10 protein-coding genes are annotated in these 19,039 nt (G+C 63.5%); 5 read left to right on the forward strand and 5 right to left on the reverse strand.

All coding sequences use genetic code 11. The features are described from left to right. Positions 1 to 249: 249 nt before the first annotated feature. Complete coding sequence (gene inhA, locus ACXX83_RS04885; protein WP_458547694.1) at positions 250 to 936, reverse strand: isonitrile hydratase; 687 nt, start codon at positions 934 to 936, stop codon at positions 250 to 252. Positions 937 to 1,024: 88 nt separating this feature from the next. Between inhA and ACXX83_RS04890 the strand changes: the two genes are divergently transcribed. Then, a complete protein-coding gene (locus ACXX83_RS04890) occupies positions 1,025 to 2,008 on the forward strand; it encodes a GlxA family transcriptional regulator (RefSeq protein ID WP_458547695.1) in 984 nt (327 codons plus the stop codon). On the opposite strand, the gene ACXX83_RS04895 is transcribed toward ACXX83_RS04890, so the two are convergent. From ACXX83_RS04895 to ACXX83_RS04910, 4 genes are all read right to left on the reverse strand, one after another. Continuing rightward, entirely contained in the window at positions 1,977 to 2,879 is a 903-nt protein-coding gene (locus ACXX83_RS04895) for an alpha/beta fold hydrolase (RefSeq protein ID WP_458547696.1), read from the reverse strand. The two genes, ACXX83_RS04890 and ACXX83_RS04895, sit on opposite strands and share 32 nt — an antisense overlap. 23 nt (positions 2,880 to 2,902) lie before the next feature. Beyond that, positions 2,903 to 3,535 (reverse strand): BRCT domain-containing protein, encoded by a 633-nt coding sequence (locus ACXX83_RS04900; RefSeq protein ID WP_015094139.1) that lies wholly within the window; start codon positions 3,533 to 3,535, stop codon positions 2,903 to 2,905. 11 nt (positions 3,536 to 3,546) lie between these two features. Beyond that, the gene (locus tag ACXX83_RS04905) at positions 3,547 to 3,936 is read right to left on the reverse strand and encodes a hypothetical protein (protein WP_458547697.1); all 390 of its coding nucleotides are present in this window, start codon (positions 3,934 to 3,936) and stop codon (positions 3,547 to 3,549) included. A gap of 334 nt (positions 3,937 to 4,270) precedes the next feature. Next, on the reverse strand, positions 4,271 to 6,094 hold the full coding sequence (locus ACXX83_RS04910; RefSeq protein ID WP_458547698.1) for a glycoside hydrolase family 15 protein: 1,824 nt from the start codon (positions 6,092 to 6,094) through the stop codon (positions 4,271 to 4,273). 256 nt (positions 6,095 to 6,350) lie between these two features. On the opposite strand from ACXX83_RS04910, the gene ACXX83_RS04915 reads away from it, so the two are divergent. From ACXX83_RS04915 to ACXX83_RS04930, 4 genes are all read left to right on the forward strand, one after another. Continuing rightward, positions 6,351 to 7,523, forward strand: coding sequence for an MFS transporter (locus ACXX83_RS04915; protein WP_458373189.1), 1,173 nt, complete (start codon positions 6,351 to 6,353; stop codon positions 7,521 to 7,523). A 186-nt stretch (positions 7,524 to 7,709) separates the two neighbouring features. Then, a complete protein-coding gene (locus tag ACXX83_RS04920) occupies positions 7,710 to 8,444 on the forward strand; it encodes a thioesterase II family protein (protein ID WP_458547699.1) in 735 nt (244 codons plus the stop codon). A gap of 243 nt (positions 8,445 to 8,687) precedes the next feature. Further along, the gene (locus tag ACXX83_RS04925) at positions 8,688 to 17,921 is read left to right on the forward strand and encodes a non-ribosomal peptide synthetase (protein WP_458547700.1); all 9,234 of its coding nucleotides are present in this window, start codon (positions 8,688 to 8,690) and stop codon (positions 17,919 to 17,921) included. Between the two features lie 52 nt (positions 17,922 to 17,973). Continuing rightward, on the forward strand, positions 17,974 to 19,032 hold the full coding sequence (locus ACXX83_RS04930; RefSeq protein ID WP_458547701.1) for a TauD/TfdA family dioxygenase: 1,059 nt from the start codon (positions 17,974 to 17,976) through the stop codon (positions 19,030 to 19,032). Positions 19,033 to 19,039 lie beyond the last annotated feature (7 nt).

Below are 19,039 nucleotides of genomic sequence, written 5' to 3' on the forward strand. Positions count from 1 at the left end.
GAAGGTGGCTTATAGCGAATGTCTTACACGCGATGGTAGCGATATCGCCTGTTACAATTTGGATCCGATGCGTATTCTGGCCTCACCCACTGAAGCACAGGATGTGCTCAGGATCACGGATGATCGACCATATGCAAGGAACGCTGCGACAGGGAGTCGTCATGGTCTTGGAAAAACCCGCTTCGGCGGGTTTTTTTGTGACCGCAGGAAAGGTCGGGGCGGCAGAAGCGGATTCCTGCCGCCGTTTTCTTACTGACGATCGAGTTTCGCTGCCGCGCGTTCGGTGATTTGCGCCCGCAGCTTCAATGAGCCGGCAGCCCGCTGGCGAGCCTCTTCCAGCACACTGGCCGGCGCCGTCTCGGGGCTGCCCGCCGTAAACGGCGGGGCCGGAGCGTATTCCAGTTGCAACTGCACCAACTCGGCGGTTGCCGGGTCGAACAGTTCGGCGGCCAGGGTCAGGGCGAAGTCGATACCGGCAGTGATCCCACCACCGGTCAACAGATTGCCATCGCGAACCACCCGATCTTTCACCGCGACTGCGCCCAGCGGCGTGAGCAACTCGTGATAGGCCCAGTGAGTGGTGGCGCGCTTGCCCTTGAGCAATCCCGCCGCGCCAAGCACCAGTGCGCCGGTGCACACCGACGTGATGTACCGGGCGTTGGCGGCCTGGGCCCTGAGGAAGTCCAGGGTCTGGTCATCTTCCATCAACGGCCCGACGCCACTGCCACCGGGTACGCAGATCACGTCCAGTGCCGGGCAATCCTCGAAGGTGGTAGTGGGTTTCAACAGCAGGCCGGTGCTGGCGGTGATCGGCATCAGGTCCTTCCAGATCAGATGCACTTTCACATCCGGCAGCGAGGCCAGTACGTCATAAGGGCCGGTCAGGTCCAGTTGCTGAACCTGTGGAAACAACAGAAAGCCGATCTGCAACGTCATGGTGTTTTTCTCGTGAAGTGGGTGGACGGTTTGACTGTAGGCTCGTAGGATTTGGCGTATACGCCAATATCCCCACGAATTACGCCAAATGTCGAAAACCATCCATGTACTCGCGTTCGCCAACGTGCAATTGCTCGACGTCACCGGGCCGTTGCAGGTATTCGCCTCGGCCAACGACATTGCTCGCCAGCAAGGCCTGCCGCCACCCTATGCGCCGACGGTGATTGCCAGCGGCGGCGGGGCGGTGATGTCGTCGGCGGGCCTGGCGCTGTTGGCCGAACCCTTACCGGATGACGGCACTGACACCCTGATCATCGCCGGTGGCTGGGGTGTCTACGCGGCGGCGCAAGATGTGTCGTTAGTCGCCTGGGTGCGCGAGCATGCCCGTGGCTGCCGACGGGTTTCCTCGGTGTGTACCGGTGCGTTTCTGCTGGCGGCCAGCGGCTGGCTCGATGGCCGGCGCGTGGTCACCCACTGGACCCGCTGCGAGCAACTGGCGCAACAGCACCCGCGCTTGCAGGTCGAGCCCAACCCGATCTTCATCAACGACGGCCCGGTCTGGACCTCGGCCGGCGTGACGGCCGGCATCGACCTCGCGCTGGCCATGGTCGAACAAGACCTGGGGCGCAACATGGCACTGGAAGTCGCCCGGCAACTGGTGGTGTTTCTCAAGCGTCCGGGTGGCCAGTCGCAATTCAGCGTGACCCTGTCCCTGCAACACGAAGGCAAGAGATTCGACGAACTTCACGCCTGGATCAGCGAAAACCTGACCAAGGACCTTGGCATCCCGACCCTGGCCTTGCAGGCCGGCATGAGCGAACGCAGCTTCGTACGCCACTACCGTGCCGACACCGGCCAGACCCCGGCCCGGGCCATCGAACTGATCCGCGTCGAAACCGCGCGGCGTCTGCTCAGCGATACCGGAGTGCCGATCAAACGGGTGGCGGTGCAATGCGGCTTCGGCAGCGAAGAAACCCTGCGCCGCAGCTTCCTGCGGGCCATGGGGGTGACACCGCAGGCTTATCGGGAGCGGTTTTCGGTCAGTGCCGGAGTAGATCCAGTAGTGCCTTGAGTGTTGCCTCTGGCGCTTCTTCTGGAATGTTGTGGCCAATGCCTGTCAGCACTCGACGCTCATAAGGGCCGGTGAAATGCCGGATATCTTCGTCGATTTCTTGCGCAGGTCCGACACCGTCATCGGCACCGCACAGGGAAATCGTCGGCACGCTGATGGTTGGTTGTTTGCTCAGGGCCTGCTCCATCCATTCCAGCGCCGGGTCACCAAGGGCATACATGAAGCGGTGGCGGTAGGAGTGAATCACCACGTCGACAAAATCCGGGTTATCGAAGGCCGGGGCGCTCAACGGATAGCGTGCAGCGTTTTCGGCCCAGGTCGGTGACCAGAGCTTCCAGAGCAATTCGCACAAGGCGCGGCGATTTTCGGTCAGGCCTGCGACGCCACGAGGCGTGTGGAAATAGTACTGATACCAATAGCGATGCTCGGTGTCCGGAGCCAATGGCTGTGTCGAATGGGGGATGTCCTGAAGGTTATAGCCATCGCCCGTGACCAGGCAGCGCACCCGTTCCGGCCACAGCGCAGCCACAATGCACGCCGCCCGCCCACCCCAATCGTAGCCACACAGGGACGCCCGTTTGATGGAAAGGGCATCTATCAGCTCAAGCAAATCCTGGGCAAGGGCGGCTTGCTGGCCGGAGCGCAGGGTATCGGCGCTGATGAAACGCGTCGGGCCGTAACCCCGCAGATACGGGACGATCACACGGTAACGGTTAGCGGCGAGAGTGGGGGCGATGTCGTCGTAGGCGCGCGGCGAATAGGGAAAGCCATGAAGCAGGATGATCGGGTCGCCGGTGGCGGGGCCGTGTTCTTCGTAGGCAATGTCGAGTTGTGTCGTGCGGGCGGTCTTTAGTGGCTGCTCAATCATCATCCCCCCTGACGCCGATAGTTGTGTCACCCGAACAACACCCTTTGCCAATGTTCTTCACTGATGATCGCGATTGGAACGCCACTCTCTCTTAGCTCAACTGCTTTTTTGATCTTGGTTCCATAAGTGCTATGGAGCCATTGATCGTTTCCGATGCTGCCGACCACCAGATAGTTGATTTTCTTGCTGACCGAACCTCCAATCAGACCGCCGCGTTCGACAATCAGCGATTCGCATGCTTTGCGCGGACCGTAAGCCATGACTCCGGTGAACAGGAAAACCCGATCAACCCAGTTCAGTGCGGGTGCAGGGTTGTCGAGTGGAAGACTGCAAGGCGTTGTGAACACCTGGCCAGAGCCAACCGGCAGACCTGCAAACTGGTGCAGCATATCCAGTAGCTCAGCCGACTCCTCGGAGTCCAGCACGCCATCGCTCAACATGTCGGAGAGGCGTTTATAGAGGATGTTCACGACCGGATCACCCAGGTGACACAAATGAGCTTCGATCCAGCTCTTGAGAAACTCGGCCTCCTGCTGGTTGATCTTGCCATCGGCAGCGAGTCCAGCCGCAATACCTGTCAACGCGTCGGCTGAACGTCTATCAATGCGTGCTTCGTGGAAGAATCCACTGTTTTGAAATTCCTGATGCAAATCGACCATCGTCCCTGCTCCTAGGATTCAACTTCCGCTACTTGATTGAAATACTTCGCCCGATCCGGTGTAAACGTCACCACCATGGCTGTCCGTGCACAGGTCAGCGCTCGTTCTTGCGCCAGGTCCACGTCCAGGTCTTCCCCGCGCAAGCCTTGCCACTGGGCGAGGTATTTGAGGGAGCCGTATTTTTCGGTTTTCTTCAGGCTGCGGCTGACGCCACCTTTCCAGCCCAGTACCGGCAACTCGCCGGCGAGGCACTGTCGGGCGAGTTCGGGGAAACGGGCGGCGCGCTGGCGGCCGACTTCCCAGCATTTGATCAGGCCCTTGTCGTCGGCCTCCCAGAGTTCTTCGCGGTTCAAACCGGTTCGGAGCGGGGTGTCGATGCTGCGATGGATGCGTTGGGTCATTCTGGTTCCTTGAATTCGGGTGGTTCTGGACAGCTCCGCTGTACCCGTTGATTGAGGATGGTAGGTGGGGAGATAGCGGCTGGCAACAATCGTTTTCGGGCAATGGAGATGCCTTGCTTGCTGATAACCGGGCAGGTTTGTTTAGTGGTTGCAGGAGATTGGCTTGCACCGGTCACCGGTTCACCCGGCGGTATTCAGTCAATCTTGTGTTGTGGCTGATGCCCCTTTCGCGAGCAAGCCCGCTCCCACATTTGCTTTTCAATGGGCACAAATTTTGTGTCCGGCCGAGATCAAGTGTGGGAGCGGGCTTGCTCGCGAAAGGGGCGACACATTCTCAAGGCTGCCAGACGTTTTTCTCCCCACTCAACCTGCGATCCAGAAAACACGCGGCACTGATCAACGCCAGGTGCGTCAGCGCCTGCGGCGTGTTGCCCATGTGCCGCCCATGGCTGTCGAATTCTTCGGCATACAGCCCCAGCGGGTTGGCGTACCTGAGCAACTGTTCGAACTCCAGGTGGGCCTTGTCGAGCTGGCCGGCGCGGGCCAGGCATTCGACGTACCAGAACGAGCAGGCGGCAAAGGCGCCTTCGTTGCCGGGCAGGCCGTCGATCTGGCTGTCGTCGTTGCGGTAGCGGTAGATCATGCCGTCGCGCACCAGGCTCTTTTCAATGGCTTGCAGGGTCGCCAGCCAGCGCGGGTCGCGGGCACTGACAAAGCGCACCAGCGGCATCAGCAGCATCGAACCGTCCAGGCCGGTGCCGCCGATGTGCTGGACGAAATGCCCGTGCTCGTCATTCCAGAAGTTCTCCCATATGTCGGCATGGATCGCCTGGCGGGTCTGGTCCCAACGGGCGAACGGGGCGGGCAGCGAGCGTTTGGACGCGAGGCGGATGGCGCGGTCCAGGGCGACCCAGCACATCAGTCGTGAATGCAGGAAGTGGTACTTCTCACCGCGCATTTCCCAGATGCCGACGTCCTTTTGCTCCCAGGTCTGGCAAACCTGATCGATGACTTCCACCGTTTGTTTCCAGCCTTCATGGGAAATGGCTTCGCCGTACTTGTTGACCAGGTAAATCGCGTCCATTAGTTCGCCAAAGATGTCGAGCTGGACCTGTTCGTACGCCTGGTTGCCGATGCGCACCGGTTGTGCGCCACCATGACCGGACAGGTGCGTCAGCTCGATTTCCGGCAATTCCTGGCGACCGTCGATGGCATACAGGATGTTGAGTTTCATCGGCTTGCCCTGGCAGTCGCTGACCCGCCCGCGCAACCAGCGCATGTAGGCGTTGGCCTCTTCGACGAAGCCCAGGCGCATGAACGCATAGACCGTGAACGAAGCGTCGCGGATCCAGGTGAAGCGATAGTCCCAGTTGCGCTCGCCACCGGGGCTTTCCGGCAGGCCGAAAGTAGCCGCGGCGAGAATGGCGCCGTGCTTGCGCGAGGTCAGCAGCTTCATGGCCAGGGCCGAGCGGTTGACCCTCTCGCGCCAGCGCCCGCGGTAGTTGGACTGGCCGATCCAGTCGCGCCAGAACTTCAGGGTGCGTTCCAGGCACAGATCGGCGGCACCCTCCCTGAAGCGTGGGTCGCCAGGTGCACCGAGCAGGAACTGGGCGGTCTGGTCTTGTTCAAGGGTGAACTGCGCGACCACCCCATTGGCATCAATGTGCATGGCTTGATCGGCGCACAGTCGCAGGGATGGCTGGTCGGCAGCCTCGAAGATCACGTCATCCTTGTCCATGCTCGCGCGGGTGTTGGCGCGGGCGTAGTCATGGCGCACCGCGCAACGCATGTGGAAGGTGGCGCGGCCGCTGACCACGCGGATCCGCCGCATCAGCAGTGGCAGGTCGTCTTCGGTGTCGCCGACGGGCAGCAGGTCGGTGACCTCGACCACCGCGCGGTCGCTGAGCCAGCGGGTTTGCAACACGTTGGTGTCGGGCAGGTAAATCTGTTCGCGGCGGGCGTCGGGCAAGTCCGGTGACAACTGGAAAATCCCCGCCTCGGGGGTGTCCAGCAGCGAGCAGAAGATCGACGGGCTGTCGAACTCCGGCCAGCAGAAAAAATCCACGCTGCCCTTGTCATTGACCAGCGCCGCGCTGCGCATGTCGCCGATGATGCCGTGGGCGTCGATGGGGCTTTGGCGTTCGGGGTGATCAGCCATTGTCGCGTAACTCCGGGAGTCTGGGGCCTATTTAGCTGACTGGTCTGGGTGGCCGAGAGTTCACTTGGCGGGGGGCGTGGGTTGTCTGTACTGGCCCCTTCGCGGGCAAGCCCGCTCCCACATTGGACGGCGTGCACAAATCAACTGTGGGAGCGGGCTTGCCCGCGAAGGGGCCTTCACATTCAACCAACAATTCCACGCTTCCCCTGCAATCAGCCGTTATGGCAACGTGCAGTCCCCTGATGAGACCTGACCCATGGCAAACCCCTATCGCGAGTTGTTCAAAGCCCCTGGCAGCGGCGCATTCGTGCTGGCCGGCATGCTCGCGCGCATGCCGATTTCCATGACCGGCATCGGCCTGATCACCATGCTTTCGCAGTTGCAGGGGGGCTACGGAATGGCCGGCGCGGTGGCGGCGACGTTCGCCCTGGCCACGGCCTTTTGTGCGCCCCAGGTCTCGCGACTGGTGGATCGGTATGGCCAGGGGCGGATTCTGCCGATGGCGGCGCTGCTCGGCGGCGGGGCGCTGTTGCTGTTGTTGCTGTGCACGCGGTTGCAGGCGCCGCACTGGACACTGTTTGTCTTCGCCGCGCTGGCCGGTTGCATGCCGAGCATGTCGGCGATGGTGCGGGCCCGCTGGACCGAGGTGTATCGCGGTCGCCCCGAGCTGCAGACTGCCTACGCCCTGGAATCGGTACTGGATGAAGTCTGCTTCATCGTCGGGCCGCCGCTTTCCGTTGGCCTGTGTGTGGTGGCGTTTCCCGAGGCCGGGCCATTGGCGGCCTTGCTGGCGCTGGCCGTCGGCGTCACCGCGTTCGTGTTGCAGCGCAGCACGGAACCGCCGGTGCATCCCCACGAAGATCACCATCAAGGCTCGATCATTCGCTCGCGCGACATTCAATTGCTGATGCTGTTGATGGTCGCCATGGGCACCATCGTCGGCGTGGTGGACGTGGTCAGCGTCGCTTTCGCCCAGCAGCAGGGTCAACCGGCGGCGGCGAGCATCGTGCTGTCGGTGTACGCCATCGGCTCGTGCCTGGCCGGGCTGGCCTTCGGCGCGCTGCGTTCGAAAGTACCACTGGCGCGCCTGTTCCTGTACGGCGGCGTGGCAACGGCGGTGACCACCTTGCCGTTGTTGCTGGCGGCGAACATTCTCGGCTTGTCGCTGGCGGTGTTTGTCGCGGGGCTGTTTTTTGCCCCGACGCTGATCGTCGCCATGGCCCTGGTGGAGCAGATCGTGCCACCGGCCAAACTCACCGAAGGCCTGACCTGGCTAGTCACCGGGCTGAGCATCGGCGTCGCGATCGGTGCCGCCGGTTCCGGCTGGCTGGTGGACGCCTTCGGCGCGCGCAGCGGATTCTGGCTGGCGATTGCGGCGGGGGCGGTGGTGCTCGGCTCCGCGATCCCGAGCTATCGCCATTTGAAATGAAGATCTGACTGCGGGGCATTTCCTTGTGGGAGCGAGCTTGCTCGCGATGGCGCAGTATCAGTCGGCATCATTGGTGTCTGACACGCCCCCATCGCGAGCAAGCTCGCTCCCACAGGGTTACTCATATGGCTAATTCTTTGGGCACCTCATCCGTTCTCCAAGCAGACAACCTTCGAGGAAATCCCGGTGACCCCGCTGACATTGCTGTGCCTGCCCTATTCGGGCGCGAGTGCCATGGTCTATAGCCGCTGGCGGCGCAAACTGCCGGAATGGCTCAAGCTGCAACCGGTGGAATTGCCGGGGCGGGGCGCGCGATATGGCGAGCCCTTGCACACCGACATGCGCCGCCTGGCGCTGCAGCTGGCCCACGAACAGAAGGCCACGCTCAAGGCGCCGTATGCGTTGTTCGGCCATAGCATGGGGGCGTTGCTGGCCTGCGAGATGGCCCACGCGTTCCGCTCGCTGGGTTGCCCGGAACCGGTCGCGCTGTTCGCCTCGGGCACTGCCGCGCCGACCCTGCGCGCCGACTACGACCGCGGCTTTGCCCAGCCGAAAACCGATGCCGAACTGATCGAGCAATTGCGCACCCTCAACGGCACCAGCGAAGAGATCCTGGCCAATCAAGAGTTGATGAGCCTGACCCTGCCGGTGCTGCGCGCGGACTTCCTGCTGTGCGGGCGTTTCGCACCGATCCAGCGCCCGCCGCTCAAGTGCCCGGTGCACGTGCTCGGCGGCAAGGCCGACCGCGCCACCACCGAGCAATTGATCGGCTGGAGCCAGGAAACCCGCGGCAGTTTCTCGGTGGACATGCTGGCCGGCGGGCACTTCTTCATCCATGAGCAGGAGGCCAAGGTACTGCGGGTGATCAAGGATCAGCTTGAGGGGCATCATCGGCGGCATGGATTGATGGCTGTGGGCTGATCCTATTCTGAATTCACCACAAAACCTGTGGGAGCGGGCTTGCCCGCGAAGGCGGTGTGTCAAGCGATAAGTATGTTGCTGACACTCCCTCTTCGCGGGCAAGCCCGCTCCCACAGGGGTATTTATCAACCTGTTTTTCCGCGTTTTGCCTTTTACCTGATCCGCTAATTTTTCCCGCCTGCATTCGTTTTATAGGGACGACGCGCCCTTGCGCCTGCTGCCTACTGATGCGGATGCCGATAGATGAATGCTGAAGACTCCTTGAAACTTGCTCGCCGGTTTATCGGGTTGCCCCTGGAAAAGCGCCAGATGTTCCTTGCGGCCTTGCACAAGGAGGGCGTGGACTTCGCCCGTTTCCCGATCCCGGCCGGCATCGAGGCCGAGGATCGCCAGGCGTTGTCGTACGCCCAGCAACGCATGTGGTTCCTCTGGCAGCTGGACCCGCACAGTGGCGCCTACAACCTGCCGGGCGCGGTGCGGTTGACCGGGTACTTGAACCTGTTGGCGCTGGACCAGGCGTTCGCCAGCCTGGTGACGCGGCATGAAACCCTGCGTACGGTGTTCCAGCGTCAGGCCGACAACAGCTTGCAGCAAGTGCCTGCCACGGCGCCGTTGCGGATCGAACAGGTGGATTTCAGCGCACTGCCCGCCGAGGAGCGCGAGCGGGCCGTGGCGCACACCGCCGAGCAGCAATCGATGCTGCCGTTCGATCTGTCGACCGGTCCGCTGCTGCGGGTCACCTTGCTCAAGCTCGCCGAACTAGAACACGTGCTGTTGCTGACCCTGCACCACATCGTCTCCGACGGCTGGTCGATGAACGTACTGATCGACGAATTCATCCGCTGCTACGACGCCTTCGATGCCGGCACCCAACCGCAGCTGGCAGCGTTGCCGATCCAGTACAGCGACTATGCCCTGTGGCAGCGCCGCTGGCTGGAGGCGGGCGAGCAGGCGCGGCAACTGGCGTACTGGCAGGCACAACTGGGCGATGAACATCCGGTGCTGGAATTGCCCCTGGACCATTCGCGCCCGGCCATGCCGAGCTATCGCGGCACCCGCTACGAATTCGCGGTCCAAGCGCAACTGGCCGAGCAACTGCGCAGCACCGCGCAGAAGCACAACATCACCCTGTTCATGCTGTTGCTCGGCGCCTTCAACGCGTTGCTGCATCGCTACACCGGGCAAACCGACATCCGCGTCGGCGTGCCCATCGCCAACCGCAACCGTGGGGAAATCGAAGGCCTGATCGGTTTCTTCGTCAACACCCAGGTGCTGCGTACCCAGCTGGACGGCCAGACCCGGGTCGACGACCTGCTGCGCGCCGTCAAGGAAACCGCCCTCGGCGCCCAGGCCCATCAGGACCTGCCGTTCGAGCGTCTGGTCGAAGCGTTGAAGCTGGAGCGCAGCCTCAGTCACACGCCGTTGTTCCAGGTGATGTACAACCACCAGCCGCACGTGGCCGACATGGCGTCGGTCAGCACCGCCTCCGGCCTGGTGCTGGGCAGCATCGACTGGCAAAGCCGCACCACCCAGTTCGACCTCACCCTCGACACCTGGGAGAAGGGCGGCAAGCTGCACGCCGCGCTGACCTATGCCAATGACCTGTTCGAAGCCGACACCATCGCGCGCATGGCCCGGCACTGGACGCGTCTGTTGCAGGCGTTAGTCGACGACTCGACGCAAAAAATCGGCGAGTTGCCGATGCTGAGTGCCGATGAGCAACAGGTGCTGGTGCAGGACTGGAACCGCACCGCCGAGGTCTATCCCGTCGAGCAGTGCATGCATCAGCTGATCCAGGCCCAGGCCCGACGCACGCCCGAGGCAACGGCTCTTGTGTTTGGCGAGCGCCAGTTGAGCTACGCGCAACTCGATGCCCGAACCAATCGCCTGGCCAATTACCTGCGCGAGCAGGGCGTTGGCCCGGATGTACTGGTGGGGATCTGCGTCGAGCGTTCGCTGGACATGGTCATTGGCCTGTTGGCCATTCACAAGGCCGGAGGTGCCTACGTACCGCTGGACCCGGAGTACCCGGCCGAACGTCTGGCCTACATGATCGACGACAGCGCGATTGGCGTGCTGCTCACGCAAGGCACCCTGCTCGGCGCGCTGCCCCCCGACGGCGTCAAGGTCATCGCCCTGGACCGGCAGCACGACTGGCTCGATGGCTACAGCGACGCCTGCCCGCAGGTCGAGGTGCATCCGTTGAACCTGGCCTATGTGATCTACACCTCCGGCTCCACCGGTAAGCCCAAGGGCGCCGGCAACAGTCACGCGGCGCTGGTCAACCGCTTGTGCTGGATGCAGCAGGCCTACGGGCTCGATGGCAGCGATTCGGTATTGCAGAAAACCCCGTTCAGTTTCGACGTGTCGGTCTGGGAGTTTTTCTGGCCGCTGATGACCGGCGCGCGTCTGGTGGTGGCGCCGCCGGGCGCACATCGGGAACCGGCGCAGTTGATCCGCCTTATCGCTGACCACCGCATCAGCACGCTGCACTTTGTGCCGTCGATGCTCCAGGCGTTCATCCACGAACCGGGTGTCGAGACCTGCACCAGCCTCAAGCGCATTGCTTGCAGTGGAGAAGCCTTGCCGCTGGATGCGCAATTGCAGGTGTTCAAAAAGCTGCCGGGCGCCGGGTTGTACAACCTGTACGGCCCGACCGAGGCAGCCATCGACGTGACCCACTGGACCTGCGTTGATGAAGGCGCCGACAGCGTGCCCATCGGCCGGCCCATCGCCAACCTGCGTACCCATGTGCTGGATGCGCAATTGCTCCCGGTTCCGGCGGGCGTGGCGGGGGAGCTGTACCTCGGCGGCGCCGGGCTGGCGCGCAGTTATCACCGGCGTCCGGCACTCACCGCCGAGCGCTTCGTGCCGTGTCCGTTCCACGACGGCGCGCGCTTGTACCGCACCGGTGACCGCGTCCGGCAGCGTGCCAATGGCGTGATCGAGTACCTCGGGCGCCTCGACCATCAAGTCAAATTGCGCGGCCTGCGCATCGAACTGGGAGAGATCGAAACCCGCCTGATGCAGCATGACCTGGTGCGCGAGGCCGTGGTGCTGGTGCAGGGTGGCAAGCATCTGGTGGCGTATCTGGTGCTGGAAAACGCCGACGCCGATGTGCAATGGCCGCAAACCCTCAAGGCCTGGCTGCTCGGCAGCCTGCCGGAATACATGGTGCCCACCTACCTGATGCCGCTGGATGCCTTGCCGGTGACCGCCAACGGCAAGCTCGACCGCAAGGCCTTGCCGCCACCGGACGCCGCGCCGCAACAGGCGTTCGTCGCACCGCAGGATGCCATGCAGACCACGCTGGCGCAGATCTGGCAGGACGTATTGGGCACGCAACCGGTGGGCCTTGAAGACAATTTCTTCGAACTCGGCGGCGACTCGATCATTTCCATCCAGGTGGTCAGCCGCGCCCGCCAGGCCGGCATTCGCCTCAGCCCGCGAGATCTGTTCCAGTACCAGACCGTGCGCAGCCTGGCTTTGGTCGCGACGTTCGATAGCCGCAGCAGCATCGATCAAGGCCCGGTCAGCGGCGAGGTGATCCTGACCCCGGCGCAGCATTACTTCTTCGAACAGGCCATTGCCCAACGTCAGCACTGGAACCAGTCGCTGCTGCTGACGCCCCGGGAAGCGCTGGATCCGCAAGCGTTGGAGCGGGCCTTGGTGGCCGTCATCCATCATCATGACGCCTTGCGCCTGCGTTTCATCGACGGTGCCCAAGGCTGGCAGCAACACCATGGGCCGCAGGTCGAATCCACTGGGTTGTGGCAACGTCAGGCGTCTTCGGCCGAAGCTCTGACCGCGCTGTGCGATGAAGCGCAACGCAGCCTCGATCTGGCCAGCGGGCCGCTGCTGCGGGCCTTGCTGGTCAACCTTGACGATGGCAGCCAGCGCCTGTTGCTGGTGGTTCATCACCTGGCGGTGGACGGCGTGTCGTGGCGGGTGTTGCTCGAAGACTTGCAGCAGGCTTACCGGCAAGTGGCGCTGCCCGGGAAAACCAGCGCTTATCAAGCCTGGGCCGCGCACCTGCAACAGCATGCCGGCACCTTGTCTGGGCAACTGCCGTACTGGCAGGCGCAACTGGCGGATGCCCGGGACCTGCCGTGTGAAAATCCGCAGGGCAGCTTGCAGCAGCGCCACGGGCGCAAGATCGAATCGACACTGGATGCCGAACTGACCCGCCGGTTGCTGCAACAGGCACCGGCGGCCTATCGCACCCAGGTCAACGACCTGTTGCTCACGGCGTTGGCGCGGGTCATCTGCCGCTGGAGCGGGCAGGGCTCGACGCTGATCCAGCTAGAAGGCCACGGCCGCGAAGACCTGGGCGACGACCTCGACCTGAGCCGCACCGTCGGCTGGTTCACCAGCCTGTTTCCCGTGCGCCTGCAACCCGAAGTCGGGGCGGCAAATTCGATCAAGTCGATCAAGGAACAACTGCGCGCCATTCCCGGCAAAGGCCTGGGTTATGGGCTGCTGCGCTATCTCGGCGAACCGGCGCAGCGCCAGCTTCTGCAAGACCTGCCGGCGCCACGCATCACCTTCAACTACCTGGGGCAGTTCGACCGTCAGTTCGATGAGGCTGCGCTGTTCATCCCGGCCGCGGAAAGTGCTGGTCAGGCCCAGGGCGATGATGCACCGCTGGCCAACTGGCTGACCGTGGAAGGCCAGGTGTATGGCGGGCAGCTCTCTCTGCAATGGGGTTTCAGCCGCGACATGTTCGCCGACTCCACGGTGCAGCAACTGGCCGATGCCTACACCGAAGAACTCAAGGCACTGATCGAACATTGCTGCGCGACAACGCCAGGCCAGGTCACGCCGTCGGACTTCCCGCTGGCGCGCATCACCCGGGCACAACTCGATGCCTTGCCTGTCCCGGCAGCGGCCATCGAGGACCTGTATCCGTTGACGCCAATGCAACAGGGCATGCTGTTCCACACCCTGTACGAGCCCCAGGCCGAGGCTTACATCAATCAATTGCGCCTGGACATCCAGGGGCTGGAACTGGCGGCATTCGACCGGGCCTGGCAGGCGGCGATCAACCGACACGACATTCTGCGCAGCAGCTTCCACTGGCTGGGGCTTGAGTGCGCGCATCAGGTGATTCATCGCCAGATCGACCTGCAACTGCAAGTGATCGAAGCGGCCGATGTCGACCTCGATGCACTGGCCGCCGAAGAGCGCAGTCGCGGCTTCGAACTCGGCGCCGCGCCGTTGTTCCGCCTGGTGCTGGTGCGCCGAACCCCTGAAGACTGGCACCTGATCTACACCAGCCATCACATCCTCATGGATGGCTGGAGCAACGCGCAGTTGCTCGGCGAAGTGATCCAGCACTATGCCGGGCAGACGCTGGCCAGGCCGTTGGGGCAATACCGCGATTATCTGGGCTGGATTCAACAGCAGCCGCTGCTGGCCGCCGAACAGTTCTGGAAGCAAGCGCTGGCGCCACTGGAAACGCCGACGCTGCTGGCGCAAGCCTTGCCGACACCGGTCGAAGGACGCGGCATGGGCGAACATCAATTGACCCTTGAGAGCGCCGCACTACAGCGCCTGGGCGATTTCGCCCGCCAACAGAAAATCACCCTCAATACCTTGCTGCAAGGCGCCTGGGGCCTGCTGTTGCAGCGCTACACCGGACAATCCTGCGTGGCGTTCGGCGCCACCATGGCTGGACGCTCCGCACCGCTGCCGGGCATCGAGCAGCAATTGGGGCTGTTCATCAACACCTTGCCGATCATTGCCGCGCCGCCGGCAGGGCAGTCGGTGGCCCAGTGGCTCAATCACCTGCAAGCACTGAACCTGAGCCTGCGCGAGTTCGAGCACGTGCCGCTGTACGACATTCAGGGCTGGGCCGGGCAACAGGGGGCGCTGTTCGACAGCCTGCTGGTGTTCGAGAACTTCCCGGTGGCCGAAGCCCTCAAGCAAGGGGCGCCAGCGGGCCTGACCTTCGGTGCGCTGCGCAATCACGAAATCACCAGCTACCCGCTGACCCTCGGCATCGAAGTCGGCGTCACCCTGCGTCTGGATTTCAGTTTCGACCGCAGCCGGTTCAGCGCTGCGCAGATCAGCCAGTTGGGCGCCAGCCTGTTGCAGGTGCTGGAGCAGTTCGTCGCTCAGCCACAACAGGCACTGGGTGCGGTCAGCTTGCTGGACCTCACGGCCCAAGCAAAAGTGTTGGCGTATTCCCGTCCGCCTGCGCCGCAAATCGACAGCCCGTTGCTGGCCCATCAGCGTTTCGAGCAACAGGCGGCACGCACGCCCGATGCACTGGCGGTGATGGTCGGCGACGAGTGCCTGACCTACGCCCAGCTCAATGCGCAAGCCAACCAGCTCGCCCATCGCCTGCGCGCCCAGGGTGTGGCACCGGGGCAGCGGGTGGGCCTGTCGGTGCGGCGCCATGCGCAGATGATCGTCAGCCTGATGGCCATCCTCAAGTCCGGCGCCGGTTATGTGCCGCTCGATCCGGACTACCCGGCCGAGCGTCTGGCCTACATGATCGAAGACAGCGGCATGGATCTGCTGCTGGTGCAAGCGGGCTTGCTCGCCGATGTAGCGCTGCCGCAAGGTTTGCCGCGCCTGGCGCTGGAGGCGAGCGTTGACGGTTACTCCACCGAAAACCCGGACAACCTCGCCAGCGCCGAAGACCTCGCCTACCTGATCTACACCTCCGGCTCCACCGGACGCCCGAAAGGTGTGTGCCTGGCCCACGCCGCGCTGCGCGAGTTTTGCGTGATCGCGGCGGACTATTCACAACTCACAGCGCAAGACCGTGTGCTGCAATTCGCCACTTTCAGCTTCGACGGCTTTGTCGAGCAGTGCTACCCGCCGCTGTGCGTGGGCGCGGCGCTGGTGATGCGCGGTGATGAGTTGTGGGACACCGACAGGCTTTATCGGCAGATCATCGCGCGTGGTGTGACCCTGGCCGACCTGCCGGCCGCCTACTGGTTCTTGCTGGCCCAAGAGTGGGCTGCGCAAACGCAGCGTGAGAAAGGGCGCTTGCGTCAGGTCCACGTCGGTGGCGAGGCCATGTCGCTCGAAGGCCTGAAGTTGTGGCATGCCGCCGGTCTGGGCGATGTGCGCCTGCTCAATACCTATGGGCCGACCGAAGCCACGGTCGTTTCCAGTACCCACGAATGCACATTGGCCGATACCCGCAACCCCATTGGCGTGCCGATTGGCCGGGCGTTGCCGGGGCGTGCGTTGTATGTACTGGACAGCGAAGGGCACCTGCTGCCGACCGGTTGCGTCGGCGAGTTGTGCATCGGCGGTGACGCCGGCCTCGCCCAGCGCTATCACCAGCGTCCGGGTTTGAGTGCCGAGCGTTTCATTGCCGATCCTTTTTCCGCCACGCCGGGGGCACGGCTGTACCGCAGCGGTGACCTGGCGCGCTATCGAGAGGATGGCGCACTGGAATACCTGGGGCGTATCGACCACCAGGTGAAAATTCGCGGATTCCGCGTCGAACTGGGTGAGCTGGAGGCGCACCTGCAAGGCCTGCCGATGATCAGCGAAGCCGCAGTGCTGGTGCACGAAGGCGTCGGCGGCAAGCAGTTGATCGGTTATGTGGTGCCAGCCTCGGGTGAACAGCTGGACGCCGATGCGCGGCAACTCACCGACACCGTGCGCCGCGCCTTGGGCGAGCGCCTGCCGGACTACATGCTGCCGACGCAACTGGTGGTGCTGGCCGCGTTGCCCCTCAACCGCAACGGCAAACTCGACCGCGCCGCGTTGCCGGCCCCGCCAGTCTGGGAGGCCGCAACCGGTAGCGCACCGCAGGGGGCTCTGGAAATCCAGCTGGCGCAGATCTGGCAGCAGGTGCTGCAGGTCAGTCGCGTCGACCGCGAGAACAGCTTCTTCGAATTGGGCGGGCACTCGTTGCTGGCGACGCAAATCGTCTCGCAGATCCGCCAGCGCATGGGCCTGTCGGTGAGCCTGCGCAGCCTGTTCGAACACCCGCGCCTTGAGGATTTCGCCGCTCAGGTGCAGACCCTGCAACACCGCTGTGAACGCCCGGCGCTGGTGGCGGACACCTCTGGCGAACGCCAGCCGCTGTCCTTTGCCCAGCAGCGCCTGTGGTTCCTGTGGAACCTGGAACCGGACAGCTCGATGTACAACATGCCGGGTGCCCTGCGCCTGCGCGGCGAGCTGAACCTCGACGCCCTGCGCCAGACCTTCGAAACCCTGGTGCAGCGCCACGCGGTGTTGCGCACCACCTTCTACGAAGAAGACGGTCAGACCTGGCAGCGGGTACACCGGCAATTGCCATTGAGCTTCGAGGCCGGCGACCTGCGGCATCTGCCGGCGCCGGACGTCGAGGCGCAACACCTGGCCCGCGAGGAAGTCGCAAGGCCGTTCGACCTGCGCCACGGCCCGTTGCTGCGGGTGCGGGTGCTGCGGGTCGCGGATGACCAGCATGTGTTGTTGCTGACGGTGCATCACATCGTCGCCGATGACTGGTCGTTCCGCGTGCTGATCAATGAATTCGTCACGCTGTATCCAACCCTCAACCGTGGCCAGACCCCGCAATTGCCGGCGCACAGCGTGCAGTACGCCGACTTCGCCAAATGGCAGCGCCAGTGGCTGGAGCAGGGCGGCGAGTTGCAACGCCAGCTCGACTACTGGCAGCAGCGCCTTGCCGAGCCGCAAGCCGTGCTGGAGCTGCCCGCCGATGGCGACCGGCGCACGGCGCAAGAAGGTGCCAGCGCGCATTTCACCTTCAGTGCCGAACTCAGCCAGCAGTTGCGCGACTTTGCCCAACAGCGCGACCTGTCGCTGTTCATGCTGCTGCTGGCCGGTTTCACCCTGGTGTTGCGCCAGCGTACCGAGGTCGCTCGGGTGCGCATCGGCACCGATATCGCCAACCGAAATCAAGCCGAGCTTGAAGAAATGGTCGGCTTCTTCGTTAACCAACTAGTACTGCAAGTGGAAGTCGATGCCGGGCAGCCGGCAGCGCAGTTGCTGGAGGCCTGTCGCCGGGCGGTGCTGGAGGCTTCGGACCATCAGGACCTGCCGTTCGAGCGCCTGGTGGAAGCCTTGCGCTTGCCGCGCCGGGCCGGCCGTTCGCCGCTGTTCGACATCAAGCTGATTTACCAGGAAGGCGTCGCTCGCTTGCCCTCGATGGATGGGTTGCACGTGGAGGATTTCCCCTCCGGGCGTCAGGCCGCCGAGATCGGCATGGTCGCTGCGTTCTACAACGACGCGCAGCACATCCACCTGAGCTTCGAGACACCGGCCGGCCAGTACCTGCCGAGCACGCTGGAATGTCTGTTCGAACAGATCCGGGCGGTGCTCCAGGCGTTGGTAGGCGCTGAGCCGTTGCAGGTCGGTGATTTGCTGAACCTGGCCAGCGATGTCCAGCGCCGTGCCGATGCGCGCTTGAACGAGCAACGCAAGGCCTTGCTCGGTGGCGCCATGGCGATCAAGCGCCGCTCGGCGAGCCGGGGCGCGCCGACAGCGCAAACCGCAGCGGACTGATTCAGGCAGCGGCGCCCTATAGCGCCGCCGTCAACATTTTCTGGAGGGGTTTATGACCGTTTCAACGACCAAGTCCATTCCCAAGATGGGTCGTGGTGCCCGCAAAAGCCTGTCCACCGATCCGACGCGGCTGGTGAGTTTTGCGCCGATGTTCGAAGGCCACAGCATGCCGCTGGTGTGCCGTCCGGCCGTGTCCGGCGTGAACCTGGTGGAATGGGCGAGCCAGAATCGCGCGCTGATCGAAAGCAAGCTGCTGGAACACGCGGTAATCCTGTTCCGTGGCTTCCAGGTGGCCGATATCGGCGAGTTCAACCGCTGCGTCGATGCGATATCAGGCGGCGCGCTGGAGTACCTGTTCCGCGCCTCGCCACGCACCCAGATCACCGGTCAGTTCAAGATCTACAGCTCCACCGATTACCCGGCGCCGGAGAAAATCTTCCCGCACAACGAACACTCGTATTCGCCGGTGTTCCCGCGTCACCTGTATTTCTACTGCGACACCCCGTCGGCCACTGGCGGCGAAACACCCTTCGGCGATACCCGCCGGATCCTCGCGCGGATCGACCCGGCGGTGCGCGAAGAATTTGCCCGTAAACGCATCATGTACGTGCGCAACTACGGCGACGGCATGGGCCTGCCGTGGCAGACCGTGTTCCAGAGCGAGGACCGCGCAGAGGTCGAAGCCTACTGCGCCAAAATCGGTATCCAGGCCGAGTGGAAGTCCGGCAACCGCCTGCGCACCCGGCAGAACGGCCCGGCCATCGTGCGCCATCCGCTGACCGGTGAGCGCATCTGGTTCAACCACGGCACCTTCTTCAACGCGCTGACCCTGCCGGACAGCATCCGCGACAACCTGCTGCGTGAATTCGGCCCCCAAGACCTGCCGCAGAACACCTTCTTCGGCGACGGCTCGCCGATTCCCGACGACGTGATTCGCCACCTGCAAGGCATCTACCGCGAGGTGATGGTCGAGTTCGCCTGGGAGAAGGGCGACGTGGTCCTGCTCGACAACATCCTCAGCGTGCATGCGCGCAACGAATTCACTGGCTTCAGAAAAATCCTCACGGCCATGGCCATCGCGCAGAAAAGCGCCGACCTGGATCAGGAATAAGGACACC

Source organism: Pseudomonas sp. GNP012 (assembly GCF_054343835.1).